General features: G+C 49.4%; 17 protein-coding genes. 6 read left to right on the top strand and 11 right to left on the bottom strand.

The annotated features are described in order from the left end of the window. Positions 1–21 precede the first annotated feature (21 nt). The 7 genes from pfkA to ACM6JA_RS18265 all read right to left on the bottom strand — a co-directional run bounded on the left by pfkA (position 22) and on the right by ACM6JA_RS18265 (position 8,974). A complete protein-coding gene (gene pfkA, locus ACM6JA_RS18295) occupies positions 22–981 on the bottom strand; it encodes a 6-phosphofructokinase (protein WP_414853474.1) in 960 nt (319 codons plus the stop codon). A gap of 221 nt (positions 982–1,202) precedes the next feature. Next, on the bottom strand, positions 1,203–2,159 hold the full coding sequence (gene accA / locus ACM6JA_RS18290; RefSeq protein WP_173620005.1) for an acetyl-CoA carboxylase carboxyl transferase subunit alpha: 957 nt from the start codon (positions 2,157–2,159) through the stop codon (positions 1,203–1,205). Then, a complete protein-coding gene (gene accD / locus ACM6JA_RS18285) occupies positions 2,126–3,070 on the bottom strand; it encodes an acetyl-CoA carboxylase, carboxyltransferase subunit beta (RefSeq protein ID WP_414853473.1) in 945 nt (314 codons plus the stop codon). Before accD ends, accA begins: the two co-directional genes overlap by 34 nt. Positions 3,071–3,090: 20 nt before the next feature. Beyond that, a complete protein-coding gene (locus tag ACM6JA_RS18280; RefSeq protein WP_007725347.1) occupies positions 3,091–3,273 on the bottom strand; it encodes a hypothetical protein in 183 nt (60 codons plus the stop codon). 81 nt (positions 3,274–3,354) lie between these two features. Then, positions 3,355–4,026, bottom strand: coding sequence for a FadR/GntR family transcriptional regulator (locus ACM6JA_RS18275; RefSeq protein ID WP_007725348.1), 672 nt, complete (start codon positions 4,024–4,026; stop codon positions 3,355–3,357). Positions 4,027–4,131: 105 nt separating this feature from the next. Continuing rightward, positions 4,132–5,376, bottom strand: a complete 1,245-nt coding sequence (locus tag ACM6JA_RS18270; protein WP_007725350.1) for an NADP-dependent malic enzyme — start codon at positions 5,374–5,376, stop codon at positions 4,132–4,134. 169 nt (positions 5,377–5,545) lie between these two features. Next, positions 5,546–8,974: a DNA polymerase III subunit alpha gene (locus ACM6JA_RS18265; protein WP_414853472.1), complete on the bottom strand. Its 3,429-nt coding sequence runs from the start codon at positions 8,972–8,974 to the stop codon at positions 5,546–5,548. A gap of 169 nt (positions 8,975–9,143) precedes the next feature. Between ACM6JA_RS18265 and ACM6JA_RS18260 the strand changes: the two genes are divergently transcribed. Further along, positions 9,144–9,455: a YtpI family protein gene (locus ACM6JA_RS18260; protein WP_007725942.1), complete on the top strand. Its 312-nt coding sequence runs from the start codon at positions 9,144–9,146 to the stop codon at positions 9,453–9,455. Positions 9,456–9,696: 241 nt separating this feature from the next. Here ACM6JA_RS18260 and ACM6JA_RS18255 read toward each other — a convergent pair whose 3' ends face one another. The 3 genes from ACM6JA_RS18255 to ACM6JA_RS18245 all read right to left on the bottom strand — a co-directional run bounded on the left by ACM6JA_RS18255 (position 9,697) and on the right by ACM6JA_RS18245 (position 13,408). Then, positions 9,697–10,326 (bottom strand): metalloregulator ArsR/SmtB family transcription factor, encoded by a 630-nt coding sequence (locus ACM6JA_RS18255; protein WP_414853691.1) that lies wholly within the window; start codon positions 10,324–10,326, stop codon positions 9,697–9,699. A 399-nt stretch (positions 10,327–10,725) separates the two neighbouring features. Next, positions 10,726–12,036, bottom strand: a complete 1,311-nt coding sequence (locus tag ACM6JA_RS18250) for a DRTGG domain-containing protein (protein ID WP_173620010.1) — start codon at positions 12,034–12,036, stop codon at positions 10,726–10,728. A gap of 214 nt (positions 12,037–12,250) precedes the next feature. After that, positions 12,251–13,408: a DUF445 domain-containing protein gene (locus tag ACM6JA_RS18245; protein WP_414853471.1), complete on the bottom strand. Its 1,158-nt coding sequence runs from the start codon at positions 13,406–13,408 to the stop codon at positions 12,251–12,253. A 91-nt stretch (positions 13,409–13,499) separates the two neighbouring features. Between ACM6JA_RS18245 and ACM6JA_RS18240 the strand changes: the two genes are divergently transcribed. From ACM6JA_RS18240 to ACM6JA_RS18220, 5 genes are all read left to right on the top strand, one after another. Then, entirely contained in the window at positions 13,500–14,945 is a 1,446-nt protein-coding gene (locus ACM6JA_RS18240) for a YheC/YheD family protein (protein ID WP_414853470.1), read from the top strand. A 5-nt stretch (positions 14,946–14,950) separates the two neighbouring features. Then, positions 14,951–16,039: a YheC/YheD family protein gene (locus ACM6JA_RS18235; protein WP_414853468.1), complete on the top strand. Its 1,089-nt coding sequence runs from the start codon at positions 14,951–14,953 to the stop codon at positions 16,037–16,039. Positions 16,040–16,042: 3 nt separating this feature from the next. Further along, positions 16,043–17,419: a YheC/YheD family protein gene (locus ACM6JA_RS18230; RefSeq protein ID WP_414853467.1), complete on the top strand. Its 1,377-nt coding sequence runs from the start codon at positions 16,043–16,045 to the stop codon at positions 17,417–17,419. 41 nt (positions 17,420–17,460) lie between these two features. Beyond that, positions 17,461–18,768 carry a YheC/YheD family protein gene (locus tag ACM6JA_RS18225; RefSeq protein ID WP_414853466.1) on the top strand — a complete coding sequence of 436 codons (1,308 nt, stop codon included), beginning with the start codon at positions 17,461–17,463 and terminating at the stop codon, positions 18,766–18,768. A gap of 336 nt (positions 18,769–19,104) precedes the next feature. Then, positions 19,105–19,935 (top strand): hypothetical protein, encoded by an 831-nt coding sequence (locus ACM6JA_RS18220; protein WP_414853465.1) that lies wholly within the window; start codon positions 19,105–19,107, stop codon positions 19,933–19,935. Between the two features lie 57 nt (positions 19,936–19,992). Here ACM6JA_RS18220 and ACM6JA_RS18215 read toward each other — a convergent pair whose 3' ends face one another. Beyond that, positions 19,993–20,499 (bottom strand): hypothetical protein, encoded by a 507-nt coding sequence (locus ACM6JA_RS18215; protein ID WP_414853464.1) that lies wholly within the window; start codon positions 20,497–20,499, stop codon positions 19,993–19,995. Between the last annotated feature and the right edge of the window lie 65 nt (positions 20,500–20,564).

Below are 20,564 nucleotides of genomic sequence, written 5' to 3'. Positions count from 1 at the left end.
CACTCGTAAAAAATGTCAGTTTTATATAGATAGCGTCCGCGCCAATTGATAAATGGATAAATCCAATTGATGCTTTTTCGCCAATGCTTCTTGAAAATCAACGTCAACGATCTCGTTGTTCTGAATCCCAACCATTCGGTCCTGCTTGCCTTCCAGCAACAAATCGACAGCTGCTGCACCCATTCGGCTCGCCAGCATTCGGTCCATCGCAGTAGGGGAACCACCGCGCTGAATATGACCTAGTACCGTTACGCGAGTCTCCCAGCCTGTCTCTTTCGTGATCGCTTCGGCATATGAAGCTGCACTTCCTACCCCTTCCGCCACAATGATGATGGAATGCTTTTTGCCACGGCGCTGTCCAGCATGCAGACGCTCAATAATATCGTCCATCTCCTGCGACGCTTCCGGAATAATAATGGACTCGGCACCAGCTGCAAGCCCTGCCCACAATGCCAGATCGCCAGCATCTCGCCCCATCACTTCAATAATGTACGTGCGTTCATGCGAGGTGGCCGTATCGCGGATTTTATCGATCGCTTCCACAACGGTATTCAATGCCGTATCAAACCCGATCGTGAAATCGGTGCACGGAATATCATTATCAATCGTACCCGGTACACCAATGGTCGGGAAGCCTCTTTCGGTCAGCTTCTGTGCACCGCGAAACGACCCGTCTCCCCCAATCACAATCAGACCCTCAATTCCATGAGCACGTAATTGCTCCACTGCTTTTTGCTGTCCGTCCTCCGTCTTGAACGCTTCACTGCGAGCGGAGTAGAGAATGGTTCCTCCCCGTTGGATAATATCCCCAACAGAGCCTAGAGACATCTCCTTGATATCTCCCCTCATCAGCCCTTCGTATCCGTGGTAAACCCCAAACATTTGTACTTCGTGAAAATGAGCACGACGTACTGCCGCCCGGACTGCGGCATTCATTCCAGGAGAATCTCCACCGCTAGTGAGAACTGCAAGTTTTCGCATGGAATCCACCTCTCCAATCATATCGTCTTTAGCATGTCATTTAACGGAAACAGTATGTACCATACTTTGTATGAAACATGCTGTATCACTCAATTCCTCATATCTGTTATACACTGGATAGATATGTGCCATACTTTTTGAAAGCTCTGATAACTCTTTCATTCGACTTCGATTGTAGCAGATTTTCCTCGGAGAAAAAAGAAAAAAACGCCCCCTGTTTCTTACAGGGTGGCGAATTCTCCGATCTGTTTAAACTTCTCGTAACGGTCCTGTATCAATTCTTCTGGAGTTAAACGGCCCAGCTGTTCTAGTTGTTCCGCGATGACCGCCTTGACCATCCCTGCCTGCGCGATCAAATCACGATGGGCTCCTCCGAATGGTTCATCAATAATTCCGTCAATGACTCCTAATTCCAACAAATCAGGAGCCGTAATTTTCATCGTCTCCGCTGCACGCATACCCAAGCTGGAGTCTCTCCAGAGAATCGCAGCGGCACTCTCCGGTGCAATCACGGAGTAATAGGAATTCTCCAACATATAGATGCGGTTGCCTACGCTGATCGCCAAGGCTCCACCGCTTCCGCCTTCCCCGATAACAATACAAATAATCGGCACGCCAAATGTCGCCATTTCCCGCAGATTGCGGGCAATCGCTTCGCTCTGACCGCGCTCTTCTGCCGCTTTTCCGGGATAAGCACCTGATGTATTGATAAAGCAAATAATCGGGCGACCGAACTTGTCCGCCTGCTGCATAATGCGCAATGCCTTCCGGTAGCCTTCTGGGTGAGCCATCCCGAAGTTGCGCTTGATGTTGTCTTTTGTGTCTTTTCCTTTTTGGTGACCGATGATCGTAACGGGGCGCCCATCCAGCTTGGCAATTCCACCCACAATAGAATGGTCGTCTCCGAACAAACGGTCTCCATGGACCTCGATAAAATCAGTAAAAAGTAGTTGTATATAGTCCAAAGTCGTTGGCCGTTCCGGATGACGAGCCAGCTGTACGCGTTGCCATGGAGTCAAATTACCGTAAATTTGCTCAGCAAGCTCTTTTGATTTTTGTTCGAGACGCTGTATTTCGTCAGAGAAATCAATTCCCTTTTCCTCAGTAAAACGGCGCAATTCCTTAATCTTATCTTGTAATTCTACTAATGGCTTTTCAAAGGAGAGCTCGCCCGCCATGTTTCTACTCCTTCCCGAGACGTGTGCATCTCTACCAGTTTGGACAGCGTATTTCGCATATCCTTACGGTGTACCACCATATCGAGTTGCCCATTTTTTAACAAGAATTCCGCTGTTTGGAAGTCTTTTGGCAACTCCTGACGGATCGTTTGCTCAATGACTCGACGCCCAGCAAAACCGATCATAGCTCCTGGTTCTGCGATATTGTAATCTCCCAACGAAGAAAAGCTGGCTGATACGCCACCATATGTAGGATTCGTCATGACCGAGACAAACAACAAGCGTTCGCGATCCAATCGGGACAACGCTGCGCTGGTTTTCGCCATTTGCATCAGGCTCAATACGCCTTCTTGCATACGTGCTCCACCAGATGCACTGAACAGAATGAAAGGCAAACGCCGTTCGATCGCTTGCTCAATTGCGCGCGTGATTTTTTCCCCGACGACTGATCCCATACTCGCCATACGGAAACGAGAATCCATGACCCCAATCACGATGCGGCTTCCACCCAGAACACCTTCGCCTGTAATGATCGCCTCGTTCAAATTGGTGTTGGCCATATCTTTCTCCAGTTTTTCTAAATAGCCAGGAAAACCGAGTGGATTGGCTGTAATCAAATTGGCATCAAATTCTTCTGTCAGAACCCCATCATCCAGAAGCGCTTGCAGTCGCTCTGGAGCGGACATGGAGTAGTGGAACTGGCAGCCTTTGCAGACGCGCAAGTTCTTCTCCAAATCCTTTGAGTAGTGAATCGTCCCACAATGTGGGCATTTATTCATCAATCCCTCAGGGACTTCCTTTTCTTTCGTACCCGCTTCCTTGCTAATTTCGGTGGAAGCAGGGACACGTGCTAGTGTCTCTGAAGGAACTGTAGCGAATTTGCGCTTTTTCCCAAAAAGATCTTTAAGCACAGGTACACCCACCTTTCTCTTCAGTGAAGGATCGTGCCGAGTACATCCCGGACTTCGTTTAGTTCGCTCTCCGGCACGAGAATCTCGTATTGCTTGGAGACCTTGCCTTCGCGAACCTTTACCAAAAACCCTTCATCTGTCAAACGTTGCTGTATCCGTTCTGCAATTCTAGCGCTAGGAGCGATGTAGATGACCGTCCACATGCTGGCTTCCTCCTCAATCGTCCAATACAGGACTGCATCATCATATCACAGCGCCAGCGCCCCTCGCAAATTGGGGGAAAACTAAAGCTTGCTGTTCTCCAAATGCTTCTTCATTCTCTCTAATGCGACGTTCACATCGCCTTCGCGAATAGCTTCCATAATCTGTCGATGCTCTACGAGTGCTGCACTCGCTCTGCCTTCGCGCGACAGTGATTCAATACGGATACTGTTGCTGTACTCAACCAAAGGCGTCCAGATGCGATGCAGGATCGAGTTGCGGCTGGAGCGACATATGACACGATGAAACTGATAGTCTTCCTCCGCAGGTACCTCGCCTCTTGCTACTCTTTCCTCCGCAATGGCCAGGATGCGTTCCATTTCATCAAAATGCTTGTCAGTCGCCCGTCTACAGGCTAAGCGGACAGCATCCAGCTCTAGCATTCGCCGCATCTCGATCAAGTCCTTCTTGGTTTTGGTATCCCGTAGGATAAAAAAGCCAAGAATATCGATCAGCCGATTGTGTCGGTAATGCTTGAGGAAGGTGCCTTCCCCGCGACGCGTCTCAATGAGTCCGAGCAGCTCCAGAGCCCGAAGAGCCTCGCGTACAGAGGAACGACCTGCTCCCAGTTGCTCGGACAACTCTCGCTCAGACGGCAGCTTGTCTCCGGGTCGCAAGTTTTGCTCCTGAATGATTTCATGAAGTTGCAGGAGAATTTCTTCGTAAACCTTTCGATCTTGAGAAGAGTCGAGCACGATTATCCTCCTTACTCGTACCTTTAACGAGGAGCACCCTCCACGTTTGTAAGAAGCCTACGTTTTTTCGCGGAAGGTGTCGTCGGTGCCTCGATAAAGAGTATTTTACGCTTCTTGATAAGAGATAGCTGTCAATTTCGTCGTTTTTTGTTTTACTTCTTCCGGATCAACTGTGATGCGAGCAACACCCGTTTCCATCGCTGCTTTTGCTACTGCCGCAGCTACGTTTGGCGCTACACGTGGATCGAATGCGGAAGGGATCACTTTATCCGCAGTAAGCTCTTCTGGCGTGATCAGGTCTGCGATTGCATATACAGCAGCCAGCTTCATTTCTTCGTTGATCTCCGTTGCACGTACATCCAAAGCGCCACGGAAGATTCCCGGGAATGCCAGAACGTTGTTTACTTGGTTCGGGAAGTCGGAACGGCCTGTACCGATTACTGCCGCACCTGCTTCTTTTGCTTCTTGCGGCATGATTTCTGGTACTGGGTTTGCCATAGCGAAAATGATCGGATCGCGGTTCATCGAACGAACCATGTCTTGTGTAACAGCGCCAGCTACGGATACACCGACAAATACGTCAGCGCCCTTCATTGCATCAGCCAGGTCACCTTGCAGCATGCTGCGGTTCGTGATTTTCGCCATTTGTTCCTTCACTGGGTTCATACCGAATGGACGGCCTTCGTACACGATTCCTTTTGTATCAACCATGATTACTTCTTTAACGCCCATGGAAATCAAAAGCTTCATGATCGCGATACCGGCTGCACCTGCACCGTTCGCTACTACGCGGATATCTTCCAGCTTTTTGTCAACCACGCGCAGAGCATTGATCAGACCTGCCGCTGTAACGATTGCTGTACCGTGTTGATCATCGTGGAAAATCGGGATGTTTGTTTCGCGCTTCAGACGCTCTTCGATTTCGAAGCATGCAGGAGCGGCGATATCTTCCAAGTTAACGCCACCAAAAGTAGGCTCAAGCAGCTTTACTGTCTCTACGATTTTATCTACATCTGTTGTATTCAAGCAGATCGGGAATGCATCTACGCCTGCGAAGGATTTGAACAATACTGCTTTCCCTTCCATAACCGGCATTGCTGCTTCTGGTCCGATGTTTCCGAGACCCAGTACAGCAGTACCGTCGCTGACTACTGCAACCAGATTACCTTTCATCGTGTAATCGTACACTTTGGACTTGTCATCAAAAATATCTTTGCATGGTTCAGCAACCCCAGGAGAATAGGCAAGACTCAGATCGTAAGCATTGCGAACGGGTACCTTGGTCACTGCCTCCAATTTTCCTTGATGTTTTTTGTGAAGCTCCAGTGCTTCTTCTCTCAGGTTGGACATGAGATCCCACTCCATTTCACGATAATAGTTTCTATGATGGCTTGTAGGCAGTAAAAAATGCCTGGGTTATTCCAAGTGGTCTGACCACTTTTTAAGTTATGCTCTCAATATAATAAAAAACTGTTCTCCTGTAAACCTGCCGAAAAAGGCGAAAAAGGGAGGACATTCCTCATCCTCCCCAATTTATAGGCATTTCTTTCCGAATTACGCTGTCAGGCCCCACAATTTCTCGCGCTTGCTCCAAAAATGACTCATCTACGTCTACCCAATTTGCTTCTGGCAGGCGAATTGTCTGTCTTTTTCCTTCGTAGAAGAGGATAACGGGAATCGTTCCTTTTTTTTCGACAAACAAGCGTGAAAGTCTTTGCAGCGTCGAATCGTGCTCTTGCTCTGCCGATATTTTGACAAATAATACGGTCTCGGACGTCGGCTGCGGCAGCGTTTGTGCATCCCAGAAACGGGAAGCCAAGAGCTTGACCATGTCGTCCTGATGATCGACTCGGGCTTCTGCCACGACGATTTGTTCGCGCTCGAACAATGGCGAATACTTCGCATACACCTGCGGGAAGACGACCAGCTCTACTGGCGCCGTTTTGTCCTCTAACGTAATAAACGCCATCGGGTCCCCTTTTTTCGTTTGGATGCGTTTGGCTTCCGTTATCATTCCGAATACTTTCACCGTCTTATCGCGCGGCACATCCCCCAACGAAGAGATAACTGCTACTTCCGGGCGACTCGCGACATGGGCAAACTGGTCAAGTGGATGACCCGAGATGTATACCCCGATCAAATCCCGCTCCTCTTTTAATTGCTGCGTATGTGAGAGCGGCGGTACCTCGGGATATTCTGCCGGCTCACGCAATGGTGCCGCATCTTCTTCTCCCGCAAATAGATTGAGCTGGTTGGCATCTCGCTCGATTCTCTTGCTGTTTGCCTTCCCTACCGCTTCATCCAGCAATAGCAAAAGCTGACTGCGATGTCCTGGCAACGAGTCCAGCGCGCCGCATAAAGTGAGCGACTCTACTACTCTGCGATTGACTAACCGCGCATCCACGCGCGCACAAAAATCAAAGACATCGCGATACGGTCTGCCTTTTCGCTCTTTCACGATTGATTCAATGGCACCGTAGCCGACGTTTTTCACTGCGGCCAAACCAAAGCGAATCGCATCATGCTCCACTGTAAAGTAGGCAAAGCTTTTATTCACGTCAGGCCCGAGCACGGTAAGCTGCAGTCGCCGCGCTTCTTCCGTGTACTCGGCAATTCTCGTTTGACTGCCAATGGACAAGGAGAGTAGCGCTGCCATGAACGCAAGCGGATAAGTTGCTTTCAAATAAGCCATCTGGTAAGCGATGACCGCATAAGCAACCGAGTGGGCTTTGTTGAAGCCGTAATCGGCAAAACGCACGATCAAATCGTAGACTTGATTGCCCAGCTCTTCTCCGTACCCTTGCCGGACACAACCAGCCACGAACTTCTCCCGCTGCTCCGTCAATAGCTCCCGTTTCTTTTTCCCGACTGCTCGGCGCAAAATATCTGCCTCACCAAGACTGAAGCCTGCGAGTGTCGAGGAAATCTGCATGATTTGCTCCTGATAAATCATAAAACCGTGTGTCTCCTGCAAAATCGGCTCGAGAACAGGATGGGCGTACTGTACTTTGCTAGTCCCGTGTTTGGCGGCGATGTACTGTGGGATGATCTCCATCGGCCCCGGACGATACAATGCCAGAACCGCAATGATGTCGTCGAGGTTGCCCGGCTTCAAATCTCGCAGCACATTGCGCATCCCCGAAGATTCCAGTTGGAAAATGCCGGTTGTCTCCCCACGGGAGAGCATACGAAACGTTTTCTCATCGTCTGTCGGCAGCTTATCCAGATCAAGCGATATTCCCTGCTCCTGCAAATGGCGCAACGTCTCCTGAATGATTGTCAAATTGCGCAAGCCGAGGAAGTCCATCTTCAACAGACCGACTTCTTCAAGAATCTCCATCGGATACTGCGTAAGCGCCAAGCCTTCATTACCCGTCTGTAATGGAACGTAATTCGTCAGCGGTTCACGCGAAATGACGACACCCGCCGCATGTGTGGAGGCGTGGCGCGGCAAGCCTTCTACGCCCCTTGCCGTTTCGATCAATTGTGCTGCCTGTTTGTTTTCCGCGCACAGCTTTCCGATATCCGGGTTGATCTGCATCGCCCTCTCAAACGTCATACCTGGCGATTGCGGAATCATTTTGGCCACGCGATCCACGATGCCCAAAGACAAGCCTAACGCCCGACCAACGTCACGCACTGCTGCACGAGCCGCCATCGTTCCAAAGGTAATGATCTGGGCGACACGATCATGACCGTACTTGCTCGCTACATAGTGAATGACTTCGTCACGGCGCTCTACGGAAAAATCGATATCAATATCGGGCATCGTCACCCGCTCCGGGTTGAGAAAGCGTTCAAAGAGCAACTGAAAGCGAAGTGGATCGACATTCGTGATTTTCAAAACATACGCGACCAGACTACCTGCCGCAGACCCGCGTCCAGGTCCAGTCGGTATCCCGTTTTCGTGAGCGTACCGCATGAAATCCCATACAATCAGGAAGTAATCGGTGAAGCCCGTCCCTGTAATAATCGCCAGCTCGTGATCCAGGCGCGCTTGCACCTCTGGCGTAATCTCACCGTATCGCTCCAGGCAGCCTTTTTCACACAGTTCACGCAAATACTGTGTGGAAGCTTGTCCCTCTGCCAAAGGAAATTCCGGCAAAATATGCGCGCCAAAGGTAAGCTCTAGCTTGCATCTGTCTGCAACGGCTATCGTATTCGCTAACGCCTGGGGAGCAAAGGCAAAGAGCGCCGCCATTTCCTCGGCACTTTTTAAATAGTATTGATCCGTCTCGTAGCGAAAACGGTTTTCTTCGCCAATCGTCTTGCCTTCTTTGATCGCCAACAAGATATCATGCTGCTGGTGATCCTCCCTGTGGATGTAGTGAACATTGTTCGTCGCAATCAGCGGAATCCCCGTCTCCTGGCTCAGTTTCACGAAACGAGTATTCAGCCTGCGCTCCACTTCCAGGCCATGATCACCCAGTTCCAAATAAAAATGCTGATCCCCAAACATTCGCTGATACTGGAGGGCTGCTTCTTTGGCAGCGTCCGCTTCTCCAGCCAGTAACAGCTTGGCTACTTCTCCCTGCTGGCAGCCGCTCAGTGCAACGAGGCCGTCTGTATGCTTTGCTAGCACCTCTTTATTGAGACGCGGAAGGATGTAGTTGCCGTCTGTATTCGCGATTGTCGCCAGCTTCAGGAGATTCCGGTAGCCCGTTTCGTTTTCAGCGAGAACGATCAGATGACTAGGCGGCGGTGCATTTCGCACGCGATCTTGAAGATTTCCTTCTATTACGTATATTTCCATTCCGATAATCGGTTGGATGCCTGCCTCCAGACAAGCTTTATAAAACGGGATCGCCCCGTACAGATTGGCATGGTCTGTCATAGCCAGTGCATGCATGCCCAGTTCGCTGGCTCGCTTCACTAGCTCATCGATACGTGCTGCTCCATCCAGCAGACTGTACTCCGTATGAACATGCAAATGGACAAAGGAGGTCATGATATTACCCCTCTCACTTTTCACGATTGAAACTTTCTCTCTTTCATTATACCGGAAGTATAGCGCATACGGACGTTAAGAACAAACGTTCTCACTTGTATTTGACCGTTCTCCCCTGATTTTGGTAGGATGATTAATACCAGAATGGCTAGAAAGGATGAATCCAAATATGTGGCCTGCCTTTTACATGACCGGTGTTCTCGCTTCCCTGGTAGCCAGCGTCTACTATAGTATCCATGCGCGCAGACGAGGCGTCCATCCACTTGAATCGCGTATGTTGCTGGGGAAAATGAATGTGTCTTTGGGGATACTCGTTTCTTTGTTCGGCATCAATCAGTTTACTTTTGATTCTCTCGATACGATCCGCATTGTCGTTGCGCTGATCATGCTGATTGTAGGGGCTATGAATTTATTTTTGGGAACTCGCAATTATTTCCGTTATCGTACAGCTTGGCAGGCAGAATTGAAAAAAGGGGTATAAGTGTTCAAAAACCTCGATAAGAAAAAGGCATGGGAACAGCTTTACGTTCCACATGCCTTTTCATTTTTGGGAAAACGTTGACTGGAAATACTTTTCCTCTATTCCCAACTGTTTATCATACAAACTTGATAGAGCTCTCGCTATAATGAATTTGTGTGACATTCTATTGCTTCGACAACCTGAGCGGCAGTGCCGAAGGTTGTCCTTTTTTCTGTTCAATTCAGAAGGAAACGATTTCCTGCTATTGCAGGTCTTCGGCTTTTGCCCACATTTCCTCCGGGTTCAGCTCATAGATACCCTCTTCTCGATACATATAATGATTCATGATGAATTCCCGGCGAATCGTAGCATAATCCTCGTGGAATTGGCGAATGTATTCGTTGATCTCTTGTTCCTTGTATTTGCGGTCTTTTTCTAACCCACGGACCATGTATTCAAAGACGATCAGCTTTTTCTTACGCTGGGACGGAATTTGTTTCAGCTTGCCATCTGGCGTAATGAAGCTGCGAATGACCTGCATTTTTTCCGCTGCCATCTGGTGCCTCCTCTGAGCATGCGAGTTGTCTTGCGCAAAAATGTCCTCTGCTGTCGAATCCTTTGCTTTTTCCATGACGTTCACGATTGCCTGCGACTGGCGCTTTACATTGGCTTCGTGCAGGTAAAAGTAAATGGTGTTTTTATCACGACGTTCGTAAACGACACCTGCTTCTCGAAGCTTTGTCATATGGTGGGTGATGGTGGGAGGTGTTACGCCGAGCTTGCCTGCCAACGCCTGTCCGTGCAGGGGACCATTTGCCAAAATCGCGAGAATGCGTACGCGCGTCGGGTCTCCGAGTGCTTTGTAAAAGGTGACGAGTTGGTTTAATTGCAACATGGGGCACTCCTTTCTTTGTCTATTCGTTTCGATTAGATGATATTCTAATTAGATGATAAGTTGCATTGCTTTTCCTGTCAATTCGTAGGAGATAAAACAAATTCTATATCGTTGCTGTTGGTGGCAGCGGAAAAAGGAGAAAACGCTCGAGCTTCTTGGGCCCCCTGCTTGGGGTCATTCCTGCACGGAGCCTCGGCTGGTGTCCCAAAGAGCCTCGCTTATTCCTCCTTTTTCCTTGAAGCGGCTATTGTCTTTGTTGGAACTTGTACTGTCAGTGAATCAAGGATGATTTTTACTTTCTGAAAAATACTTTCAAGACTCTTTTGCAAAAGCTTCTTCTCCCCACTACAGCCACTTTTCCAAACAAAAAAGAACAGTCATAAAGAGACTGTTCCTTTAACGTTCAATAATTTGCGCAGTAATCATGGCCTGCCCCACGAGCTGATCGCCGTGGAATACGGATACTTCGACTTTTCCGAAGCGGCGGCTGATGTCCAATAGGCGCGGCTTAACTTCGATATGACTTTCCATCTGGACAGGCTTTAGGAAATAGACGGTGATATTTTCCGGTACCATGTCGCCTCGACGATGATGACGCAGCAGGTTACAAGCAGCCTCGACCATGACCGTCGTCATGATTCCGCTGGCAATCGTACCGAGATGGTTGGTCATTTGTGGGCTCACATCACCCAGATAGACCATCTCATCTGCTTGTCGCTCCTCACGGAAATGGGACATGATCAGATTCGGGAACGTTTCACTCATCTGTGGTTGCTTAGCTGTAAATTGCAGTGCTTTTAACACGTCGTTGCGGCTCAAGACCCCTACGAGCTTGCGATGGTTGTCTACGACAGGCAATAGCTCGATTCCTTCCCACACCATGGTGTGCGCAGATGACGCTACGGATACCCGCGGCGAGGTCGTAATCGGGTTCTTGGTCATGACCTTATCGATCGTCGCAGTTTCCTCGTGACCGATGATGTCTTTAGAGGTAACAATCCCGATCAGGCGCATCTGCTCGTCAACGACGGGGAATCTCGTGTCCTGGTACAGTTCCGTATACTGATGCCACTTGGCAACAGAATCTGATGTCAATAAGACAGGCGTTTCTGCAAGCGGCTTCAAAATATCCTCTACCATTACGATTTCTTTTTTGATCAGGCGATCGTAAATGGCCCGGTTAATCATCGAGGCTACCGTAAAGGAGTCGTAGCTGGAGGAGATGATTGGCAGCGCTAAGCGATCAGCCAGCTGCTTGATTTCCTCACTTGTATCGAAGCCCCCGGTAATTAATACAGCAGCCCCTTGCTGCAAAGCGATTTTGTGCGCCTGATAGCGGTTACCGACAATCAAGAGACTTCCGGCATCGATATAGCGCATCATGGCTTCGAGCTGCATGGCCCCTATTACAAATTTATTCAAGGTCTTGTGTAAGCCTTCACGTCCAGCTTGCACATGACCATCGACGATGTTCACAACCTCCGCAAAGGTCAAACGTTCAATATTTTCCTTTTGCTTCTTCTCGATTCTCACCGTACCGACACGCTCAATCGTGCTGACGTATCCTTGCGTTTCCGCTTCCTTGATCGCGCGGTATGCAGTCCCTTCACTCACATCCAGGTCTTTCGCGATCTGCCGCACGGAAATCTTTGAACCGATCGGAAGGCGATCAATATGTTGCAAGATTTGTTCATGTTTCGTTGCCATATTGCTATTCCCCCTTCCTTTTCTCCCACCCGTTCCATGTACGTGCGCTCCTTCGACCAATATACCCGAAGGCGGGGCAAAAAAAAAGGGTAGCTTTTTCGAAAGCTACCGACCAGAAAGTATATCATTAAGGGGGTTTTCATCGTGCTTTTATCATACCCAAGGAATATTACAGGATTATTACAACACAGTTACAGTTTCTTTTCAGTTTTTCTTAGCCGATGAAGTTTGCCAATAATCCTTGGACAAGCCCAATAATCCCGCCAAGGATAAATCCGAGCACGGTAATCATGCGGAATTCCTTGCCTGAGATCCCGACTACCATCTCTTCAATTCTTTCAATCGGGAAACCCTCCACTTGCCGGGTAACAATATCCCGGATGGTCAGGCGCGAAAATATTCTCTCTATGTTTTGTTGCAGCGTGTTCACCATCCACTTTGCCAAACGAGGAACGAGTTCCTTTGTCACTGTCTCAGAAAAAGGCGCTGTCAAGCGAGACAGAGGCTCGTCCACGATCCGCAGGCTTTGCTCCTCCAACTTGGCAAAAAGCTTCCGCGCCCAGTCGTCCACTTGATCTCGCCCAATCCAGGCAACCACTTCGCCCACATTTTTGTCCAAGAGCTTGTCCGCTTCCTTATGCAAAAAGTAATGCACGCGCTCCGAAAGCTCTCTGCTTTGCAAAAGCTCATCGAGATACGGGAGAATCTTGCCCAAAATCTTGTCATCCCCAAGAAACATCCCGACCAAGCCACCAAACATGCCCCCGCCTCCACCGAGCAATCCGCGAACCATGTTTTGCAAGGTTTGCTGGCCTTCCGGGGAATGTAAATATTCGCGGAAACGTTTCAAGAGCAGTTCGCTCACACTGCCAAGTGCAGCATCCAGACGCTCGCGCCCGTTTTCCGTAACCAACTCTCGCAGTTTTTTCTCTTCATATTGTGCCAGAATCTGTTCGACAAAAGTACCCCATTTTGCCTCGATAGGCGCGCGGACACCCTCACTCCACGTTCCGTCTTCCTTAAATAACTGTGGCATCACCGTGAGCAATGCTTGACGTAGACTACGCTCATCTGTCATCCAGTCGCGAGCGATGGTGTTCATCCATCCTGTCAGTGTGCTCTCCAAACCACTCTGGTTCAGCGCACGCTTGACCCCCTCTGTCGTCAGCAAATGTTCTTCGACGAGTCTGCCCATTTGTATCGCGATATCGTCCCGTCTTCTCGGAATCAATCCCGGAGTAAAAGGCACTTTCCATCTGCCTACATACCACGGTTTTACTGGTTTAAATAGCATTCGGATGGCTAAATCATTCGTCACTCCACCGATGACAGAGCCTACTGCAATATTCACTAATAGTATCCAAGCGTTCATTAATCCTAACAACCTCTCTTCTCTACATGGCACCAAACGTTTTGGATGCTCATACCATAGACTAACTTTGCCTGATGGGAAGGGGATACTCATGTCCTACGTTCCAACAATCGTTGTCGAAAACGAGATAATATCGGAAGTAGACCTTAACCTGCCCCAGGCGCACTTGCGCAAATGGAATCTTTCAACACCGTCCACCATTACGGTTCAATTTGGGAGCAAAACCGTTTCCGCACGCGTAGGCAGTTGGGAACGGGGAGGCAAAACCTCGGGTAAAACCTTCATACGACCATCTTTAGCTCAATCACTTTATCTGCCCAGGGGCGTTCCACTCTTAGTCCGTTATGATGCGAGTCAGAAAACAATCGTTTTCGGACCGTATGTAGGTGTTCTTGTTTCGACCTACAATGCAGCGTTCTCGCAAGCACCGTTTGGACACCTAAACTCTTTCTTCCAGGAGATGTCTGATATCACCCGTAAACGCGGAGGTATCCTTTGCGTATTTCGGCTTCAGGATGTCAACTGGGATGCGGGAATCGTGCGCGGTATCGTTAGAAGAGGAGGCGTCTGGAGACAAACCTTACTTCCGCTTCCACAATGCATTTACAACCGGCTCGTATCCCGCCAACGCGAACGAAGTGAACAGATGGCCAACTGGGTTCAACGCTGCAAGGACGCTTCCATTCCCTTTTTTAACGAGCGTTTTTTGAATAAGTGGCATGTACACGCCGCTCTTGAGAATCAACCGACAGCCTCCGAACATCTTCCTAGTATGGTTCGTTATTTGAAACTGGAAGACCTGCGGCAAATGCTATCTACGTATCGCACCGTATATGCAAAACCAGCTAACGGCAGCATGGGGCGCGGGATCATTCGAGTTCGCAGTTCTCCCGAGGGATACCAGCTCGCGTTCCCCGGAGGATTGCGCAAATCATTTGCTAGCATTCAGGGCTTACATCAGTATTTGCAAAAAAGGGCAAAAGGCACATCCTATTTGCTGCAACAAGGGTTACCGTTAATCGGCATCCAAGGACGACCGACAGATTTTCGTGTATTGGTACAAAAAGACCGAAAAGGCGAATGGTCCATCACTTCCATGGTAGCTCGCCTGGGATTAAACCACATTGTTTCCAATATAGCCAGAGGCGGGCAAATGATGACTCCCCTTCAGGCGCTGCGAGTTTGTGGACCACGGGCGAGCGCGATTCGACCATCCCCTCAAACGTTACGCGCAGTAGCACTTAAGCTCGCGATCCTTTTAGAAGAATCACTGCCTGGGCAGTACGCAGAATTCGGAATTGATCTGGGAGTCGATGTCCATGGACGGGTGTGGCTATTGGAGGTCAACAGCAAGCCATCCAAGACAGCCAAAACAGTTCCGTTGCCTGAGGGTGCCGAAGAGCTGCCTCGGCGTGCTCGCCCTTCTGTCATTCGCATGCTGGATTATTCCGCCTTTCTAAGTGGTTTTCCCCGGACCATTCAACCACAAAAGACGATAAAAAGAAGACCGAAGCGCAACAAAAACAGGCGAAGGTGACCTACATGACAGCATCCGAGAGAAGTCTTGGCATCATGGCCCGGTGCCAAGGCTCCCACTTTGTAGACAAAGGGTACTACAAAAAGCTTACGCTCTATGGACGCAAGCACGGCATTCGCGTCTTCGTTTTTTCACCACGTCAGGTTAACTTTTCCACCCGAATGGTAAAAGGCTTCGAATATCGCAATGGGTCCTGGCACGCTAAAGACTTCCCAATCCCCGCCTTTATCTATGATCGTTGCTTTGTGGGCCCATCTTATCGCCACTATAAACCATTTGTGGAAAAGTTGCAAAACGATCGCAACATTACGTTTTTGGGGCATGGTCTGTCTGGAAAATGGCAGGTGCACCAGATGCTCGTTAAGTCCCCTCTCCTCGCCCCGCTGCTCCCGCCTACTGAAATATTCTCATATCCTGTGCTCCATGCAACCTTGCAAAAATACGGGGCAGCCATCATCAAGCCGATGGCGGGAACTCACGGTATTGGCGTCGTGAGAATCAAAGAAATGCGCAGTGGCTATGAAGCTTCTGGACGAAACCGAGACAATAAGCCTTTCACCAGGCGAATTCGTGACACTGCCGGATTAAAAAGTTTTGTGTCTGTCTTTACTGCCGGCCGTAAGTTTCTGGTACAGCCCTATTTGGAGTTGCATACCCCGAATGGTACCCCATTCGATGTCCGTGTTCTGGTTCAAAAAAACGGGCTGGGTAAATGGGGGACGACTGGCAAAGCTGTGCGACTGGGAGACAAACGCAGTATCACCTCCAATTTGCACGGAGGAGGGAAAGCAACACCTCTGGCCTCTTTCCTGCCTCTTCACTTCACATCCGCAAAAGCGGCACGCATCGAGCAAACAATCAACCGAGTGGCAGAAGAACTTCCCCGTTTTTTGGAAGAGTCACACGGCAGACTCGTTGAGCTGGGAATCGATATTGGCATCGACACCGCAGGTAATGTTTGGATCATCGAGGTAAACAGCAGGCCAGGGCGAACCGTTTTTCGCATGATTGACGACCCGACTGCACAACTGCATTCGATTACTCAGCCTGTTCGCTACGCCCACTATCTCATGAAAGAGCGTGTAGGAGGTTAAAGCATGGAAACGTTCAGAATGCGGCTTCGCTTCCTTTCCAACCCCCGTATCAGTGGGATTATCCTGCCAGCTACTCTCTTCCAAAAGCTACAGCTACGGCAACGCCAGAAAATTAAAGTCTTACTGGGTAAAAAGGAAGTAGTCGCAACTGTCTTACAAGATAAACGCAATCCGGATACGAACGTCATGAAAGTGACGACGCTCTTGCAAACGGAGCTGGGCATTCCTCACCCTGGTTTGATCCAGCTCAAACTAGAAGGATCCGCACTCCGGATCGGTCCTTCAATCGGGATCGTTACGACTGGCATAAGACGAGATCCCAAGCAGCCAATTGGCCCTCGCACCTCGTTTTTTTACAATCTGTTACAAGCTCAAGAAGGGAAAGGCGTTTTCTACTATATATTTTCCCCAACCGATGTGGACTGGGAATCCAATACGGTCAAAGCGTGGTTTTTGCGCAGAAGCAAGTCAGGCGGCTACTTTTGGAAAAAGCATGTTACCGCCATGCCCGATGTCGTCTATGATCGTATTCCCTCTCGTTCAGCAGAAAAACATGAAGCCGTCCAGGAATTCAAGTATCGACTGGCCAGTTACCCCAATTTACCGATGTTCAATCAGGGCTTTTTCAACAAATGGGGCGTGCACCAACTGCTGTATCCGAATCCAGAAGTGAATGAGCATATCCCGGAGACTTATACCTCTCCTTCCCTTACAACGGTTCGAGACTTGCTGCGTAAATACCCTATCGTTTATTTGAAGCCCAAAAATGGAAGTCTCGGGTACGGTATTGTCAAAGTGGTTCGCCAGGCAGGCGGTGGCTTTACTGCCTCCTATCATACAGGCAGCGGCAATGTAAAAAAACAATTTTCCAAGCTGTCCAGCCTTTATCAGCATGTCTTCCGCAGTCGTCGCGTCAGTGCGTATCTGGCACAACAGGGCATTTCGCTCATGACATTCCATGGACGACCGTTTGATTTCCGTGTTCACTTGCATAAAAATCAGCAAAACGAGTGGGTCGTCTCCTGCACGGCAGCCAAGGTTGCCGGTTCTGGCAGCGTAACTACCCACGTACGCACGGGTGGAACTGTCATCCCCGGCGATGACCTGTTGCAGCACTTGTTTGGCAGACAAAAACCCCTCATGACTCAGCGCATTTCTGACGCGTCGATCCGACTCGCTACCGCAATCGAACTGGCAAAAGGGATTGATTTAGGAGAATTGGGGCTGGACATGGGGATTGATACGCAAGGCCATGTCTGGATGTTCGAAGCGAATTCCAAGCCTGGCCGTTCTATATTCAAGCACGCCCGACTCAAGGAGGCTGATCACGAATCACGCAAGTTGCTCGTCGATTATAGCTGTTACTTGGCCAATTTCTAGTCGCACGCGATCTGTACCGTTTTTCAGGAAGGAGGAACACCATGCTTCAGCAGCGCTCCGGGTGGCTGACGATCCTCCCTAGCGGTAGATGGTTCGTACAGTTACCTCGGCTAGTCCTTAAACGCTCGCCAAAGCCACTGGTCGCCAGTCTCGGTCCCTTTTCTCATACGAAACGGATATACGCTGGTTTACCCCGCGTAAAAGCAAGCCGTATTCGTACACGCATTAACTGGAAAATGGCGAACGACTCCCTGAAGCTTGGCCCATTATTTGGCATATTGACCGTTGGTGAAGGGGCAACATTTTTAGGAAATCGCGAGAACTTCAAGGATATTACTCAATCGGGAAAGCAATGGGGTGCACTCGTATATGTGTTCACTCCACAAGGAATCAATTGGGAGAAGAAAAAGGTGCGCGGCTATTTGTACAACAATCGTCTAAACTCGTGGCAAGAGGTGATTCTACCTTTCCCCCATGTGGTTTACAACCGAATTCCGACGAGAAAAGCAGAACGGCGACCTGAAGTCCGAAGAGCATTGAACCGCATTCATGAGATGCCAAATGTCACATTGTTTAATCGTGCCTTTTTTGACAAGCAACAGCTGTTTACGATGCTTGAATCCCACCTGGAGGTGCAAGATTTTCTACCGGATACGAAAAAGCTGGACACCTTGGCTCGCTTTCGAAGCTTTTGCACTGAACATCGCTTTGTCTACTTGAAACCTGTGCGCGGTAGAGCTGGTCAGGGAATTATGCGCATTGATTTCAAAAACGATAAGTGGTTCCTGCAACGGTTAAAGGAGCAAAAGGCCATTACTCGCCGCTTTTCCAATTTGAATGACGTATGGAAGCATATTAGACTCCATGTCAAACAGCAGAAGTACATCATGCAGCAAGGTATCCATCGTGCCCGTTACAACGGCAAACCTTTTGATGTGCGCGTCCTCGTACAGAAAGATGGCGAGGGCGAGTGGAGCGTAACCGGAGTTGGCATCAGAAGGTCTGGCTCGCAAAGCATCACCACTCATGTGCCACGCGGCGGCTCGATCCACTCGTTATCAACCGTTACGCAAGCCTTGTTTACTAATAATCACGAGCAAATGGAAAGACACATTCACGATACGGCACTCGCCATCGCACGATCATTAAATGCAGAATGGACGGATTTGGCTGAGATGTCGATGGACCTTGGCTTGACAGAAGAAGGAAAGCTCTGGCTCTTTGAAGCGAATGCAAAGCCGGAGAAATTCGATGAACCATCGATTCGACGACTATCGTTAGCGAATTTGATCCACTACGCACAGCATGTCTCCCACTTGCAAAGCAAGCGAGGGAATGCCGCAGGATAAGGGAGTCGAACAGCACTAGCTGATTCACAGACGACCTTGGTGCGATTTGCCCGTCAGGAAGGGGAACGGCGCATCACCCAACAACGACTGGCTGACGCGATTGACCCCCAGGCTGTTGGCTCATAATGGGTCAATCCTTCCTGATTGTAGATAAACGCTACCGCAATAGGTGAATCGGCATGCTGGCTATACGTGCGGGTAGCACTGAACAATGAGGCAAGTCACACATTTTGATCTAAAGGAACATGCCGTTTAGACTCCGGCATGTTTTTTTCGTTATCGGATGCATGACCTGATCAACCTTGGAAAAAATACTCCATGGAGGTGGTCTTAACCATGACCCATATACTTAACAATATGATGCAATCCCAACAACAACCGCAATTTTTTGGAGCAATGAGCCCTGCAGGTGCTATGTTCCAACAAGGATTCGCCGGAACAAACGTACAAGAAGTACAGCATTGGAATCACGGCGGTCATGCCCAATCCATCGGAACTCCTTCATTGGGTATGTCCTCCGGTGGGGCACAATCGATTTTCTCCCCAGGTTTTGCAAATACCAATGTCCAGGAAGTAAGACAACTCAATCAGACTGGCTATCCTCAACAACAACAACAGCAATATGGCTATGGGCAAAATCAAGCGCTCCAGTCCATGCAAAATCAATTCGCAGGCTATGCACAAGGCCGGCAAGCTGGCTACATGCAGGCACAGCCTTCTTATCAGCAATCGGTTGGACAAGGCTCCATTTTCTCTCCGGGCTTTGCCGGCACAAATGTTCAAGAGGTTCAAGCCCGCAATCAAGTTGGCTATAGCGGCTACGGAGGACAAGCTGGCTATACGAATCAAGCAGCGTATCCACCAGCGATGACTGGCAGTATTTTTGCGCCTGGCTTTGCCAATACCAATGTCCAGGAAGTTCGCCAGTTGAATAACACTGGCTATGGCATGCAAGCACAACAAGGTCAGCAGCAGCAACCTCAGCTGCAACCTCAGCTGCAGCCACAGGCATATGCCAATCAGGCGTACAGCAATCAGGCTGGCGCAGGAGCACAATCGATCTTCTCTCCCGGCTTTGCGGGCACGAACACACAAGAGGTTCACCAATTGAACACCCCAGGCCAGATGGCTCCTCACACAGGCTCCATTTTCCCTGGCACTTTCTAAATGAGAAAAGCGTGACCATCCATCGCGACGGTCACGCTTTTTGTTATGAGTGATCGTTCAGCGGTCTGCATTTTCCCAAATCGCCTGATACACGGCATGCAAATCTTGCAGACTCTCTTCATCCACTGTAAAAATGATGCTACCAAACACGTAGACATCCTTCTGCACGCAGGACCATCCATCCCCGGTTGGTTGAAACTGCGCCTCCACACACGCCTCCGTCTGATCCAGCAGTTGCCGTACCGCTACATGCTTTTCCAACGATGGTCGATATCTTTCCATCACTTGCGCAAGGCGTTCATCCTGACGCGCCAGCCGATACAGGGCAAGCTCAATCTGGAGCCAGCAGGTCACATAAAAATGGAACTCCAAAAATAACGTGTGTACGGCTGCACGGATTTTGTCGTGGTCACCAGCTTCCAATGCTGCACGTGCTTCCTGCTTTTTCTCCTGAATCAGGTCAAAGTGACTGACTGCTCCACGGTAAAACTTGCGCACCACGTTGTACAACATCTCTGGCGCTCGCTGCGGAAGATTTCGATGTCGGTTTTGCACATCTCGCATGGCTTGTTCTCCTCTTTCCGACGCTCGTTTTCTTCTATTGTACAACAATCGTGCATGGTGCACGA

It is taken from the genome of Brevibacillus sp. IT-7CA2 (assembly GCF_949767855.1).
GTDB lineage: Bacteria > Bacillota > Bacilli > Brevibacillales > Brevibacillaceae > Brevibacillus.
Note: the sequence above shows the minus strand (reverse complement) of the source record. Positions and strands in the feature narration are given on the sequence as shown.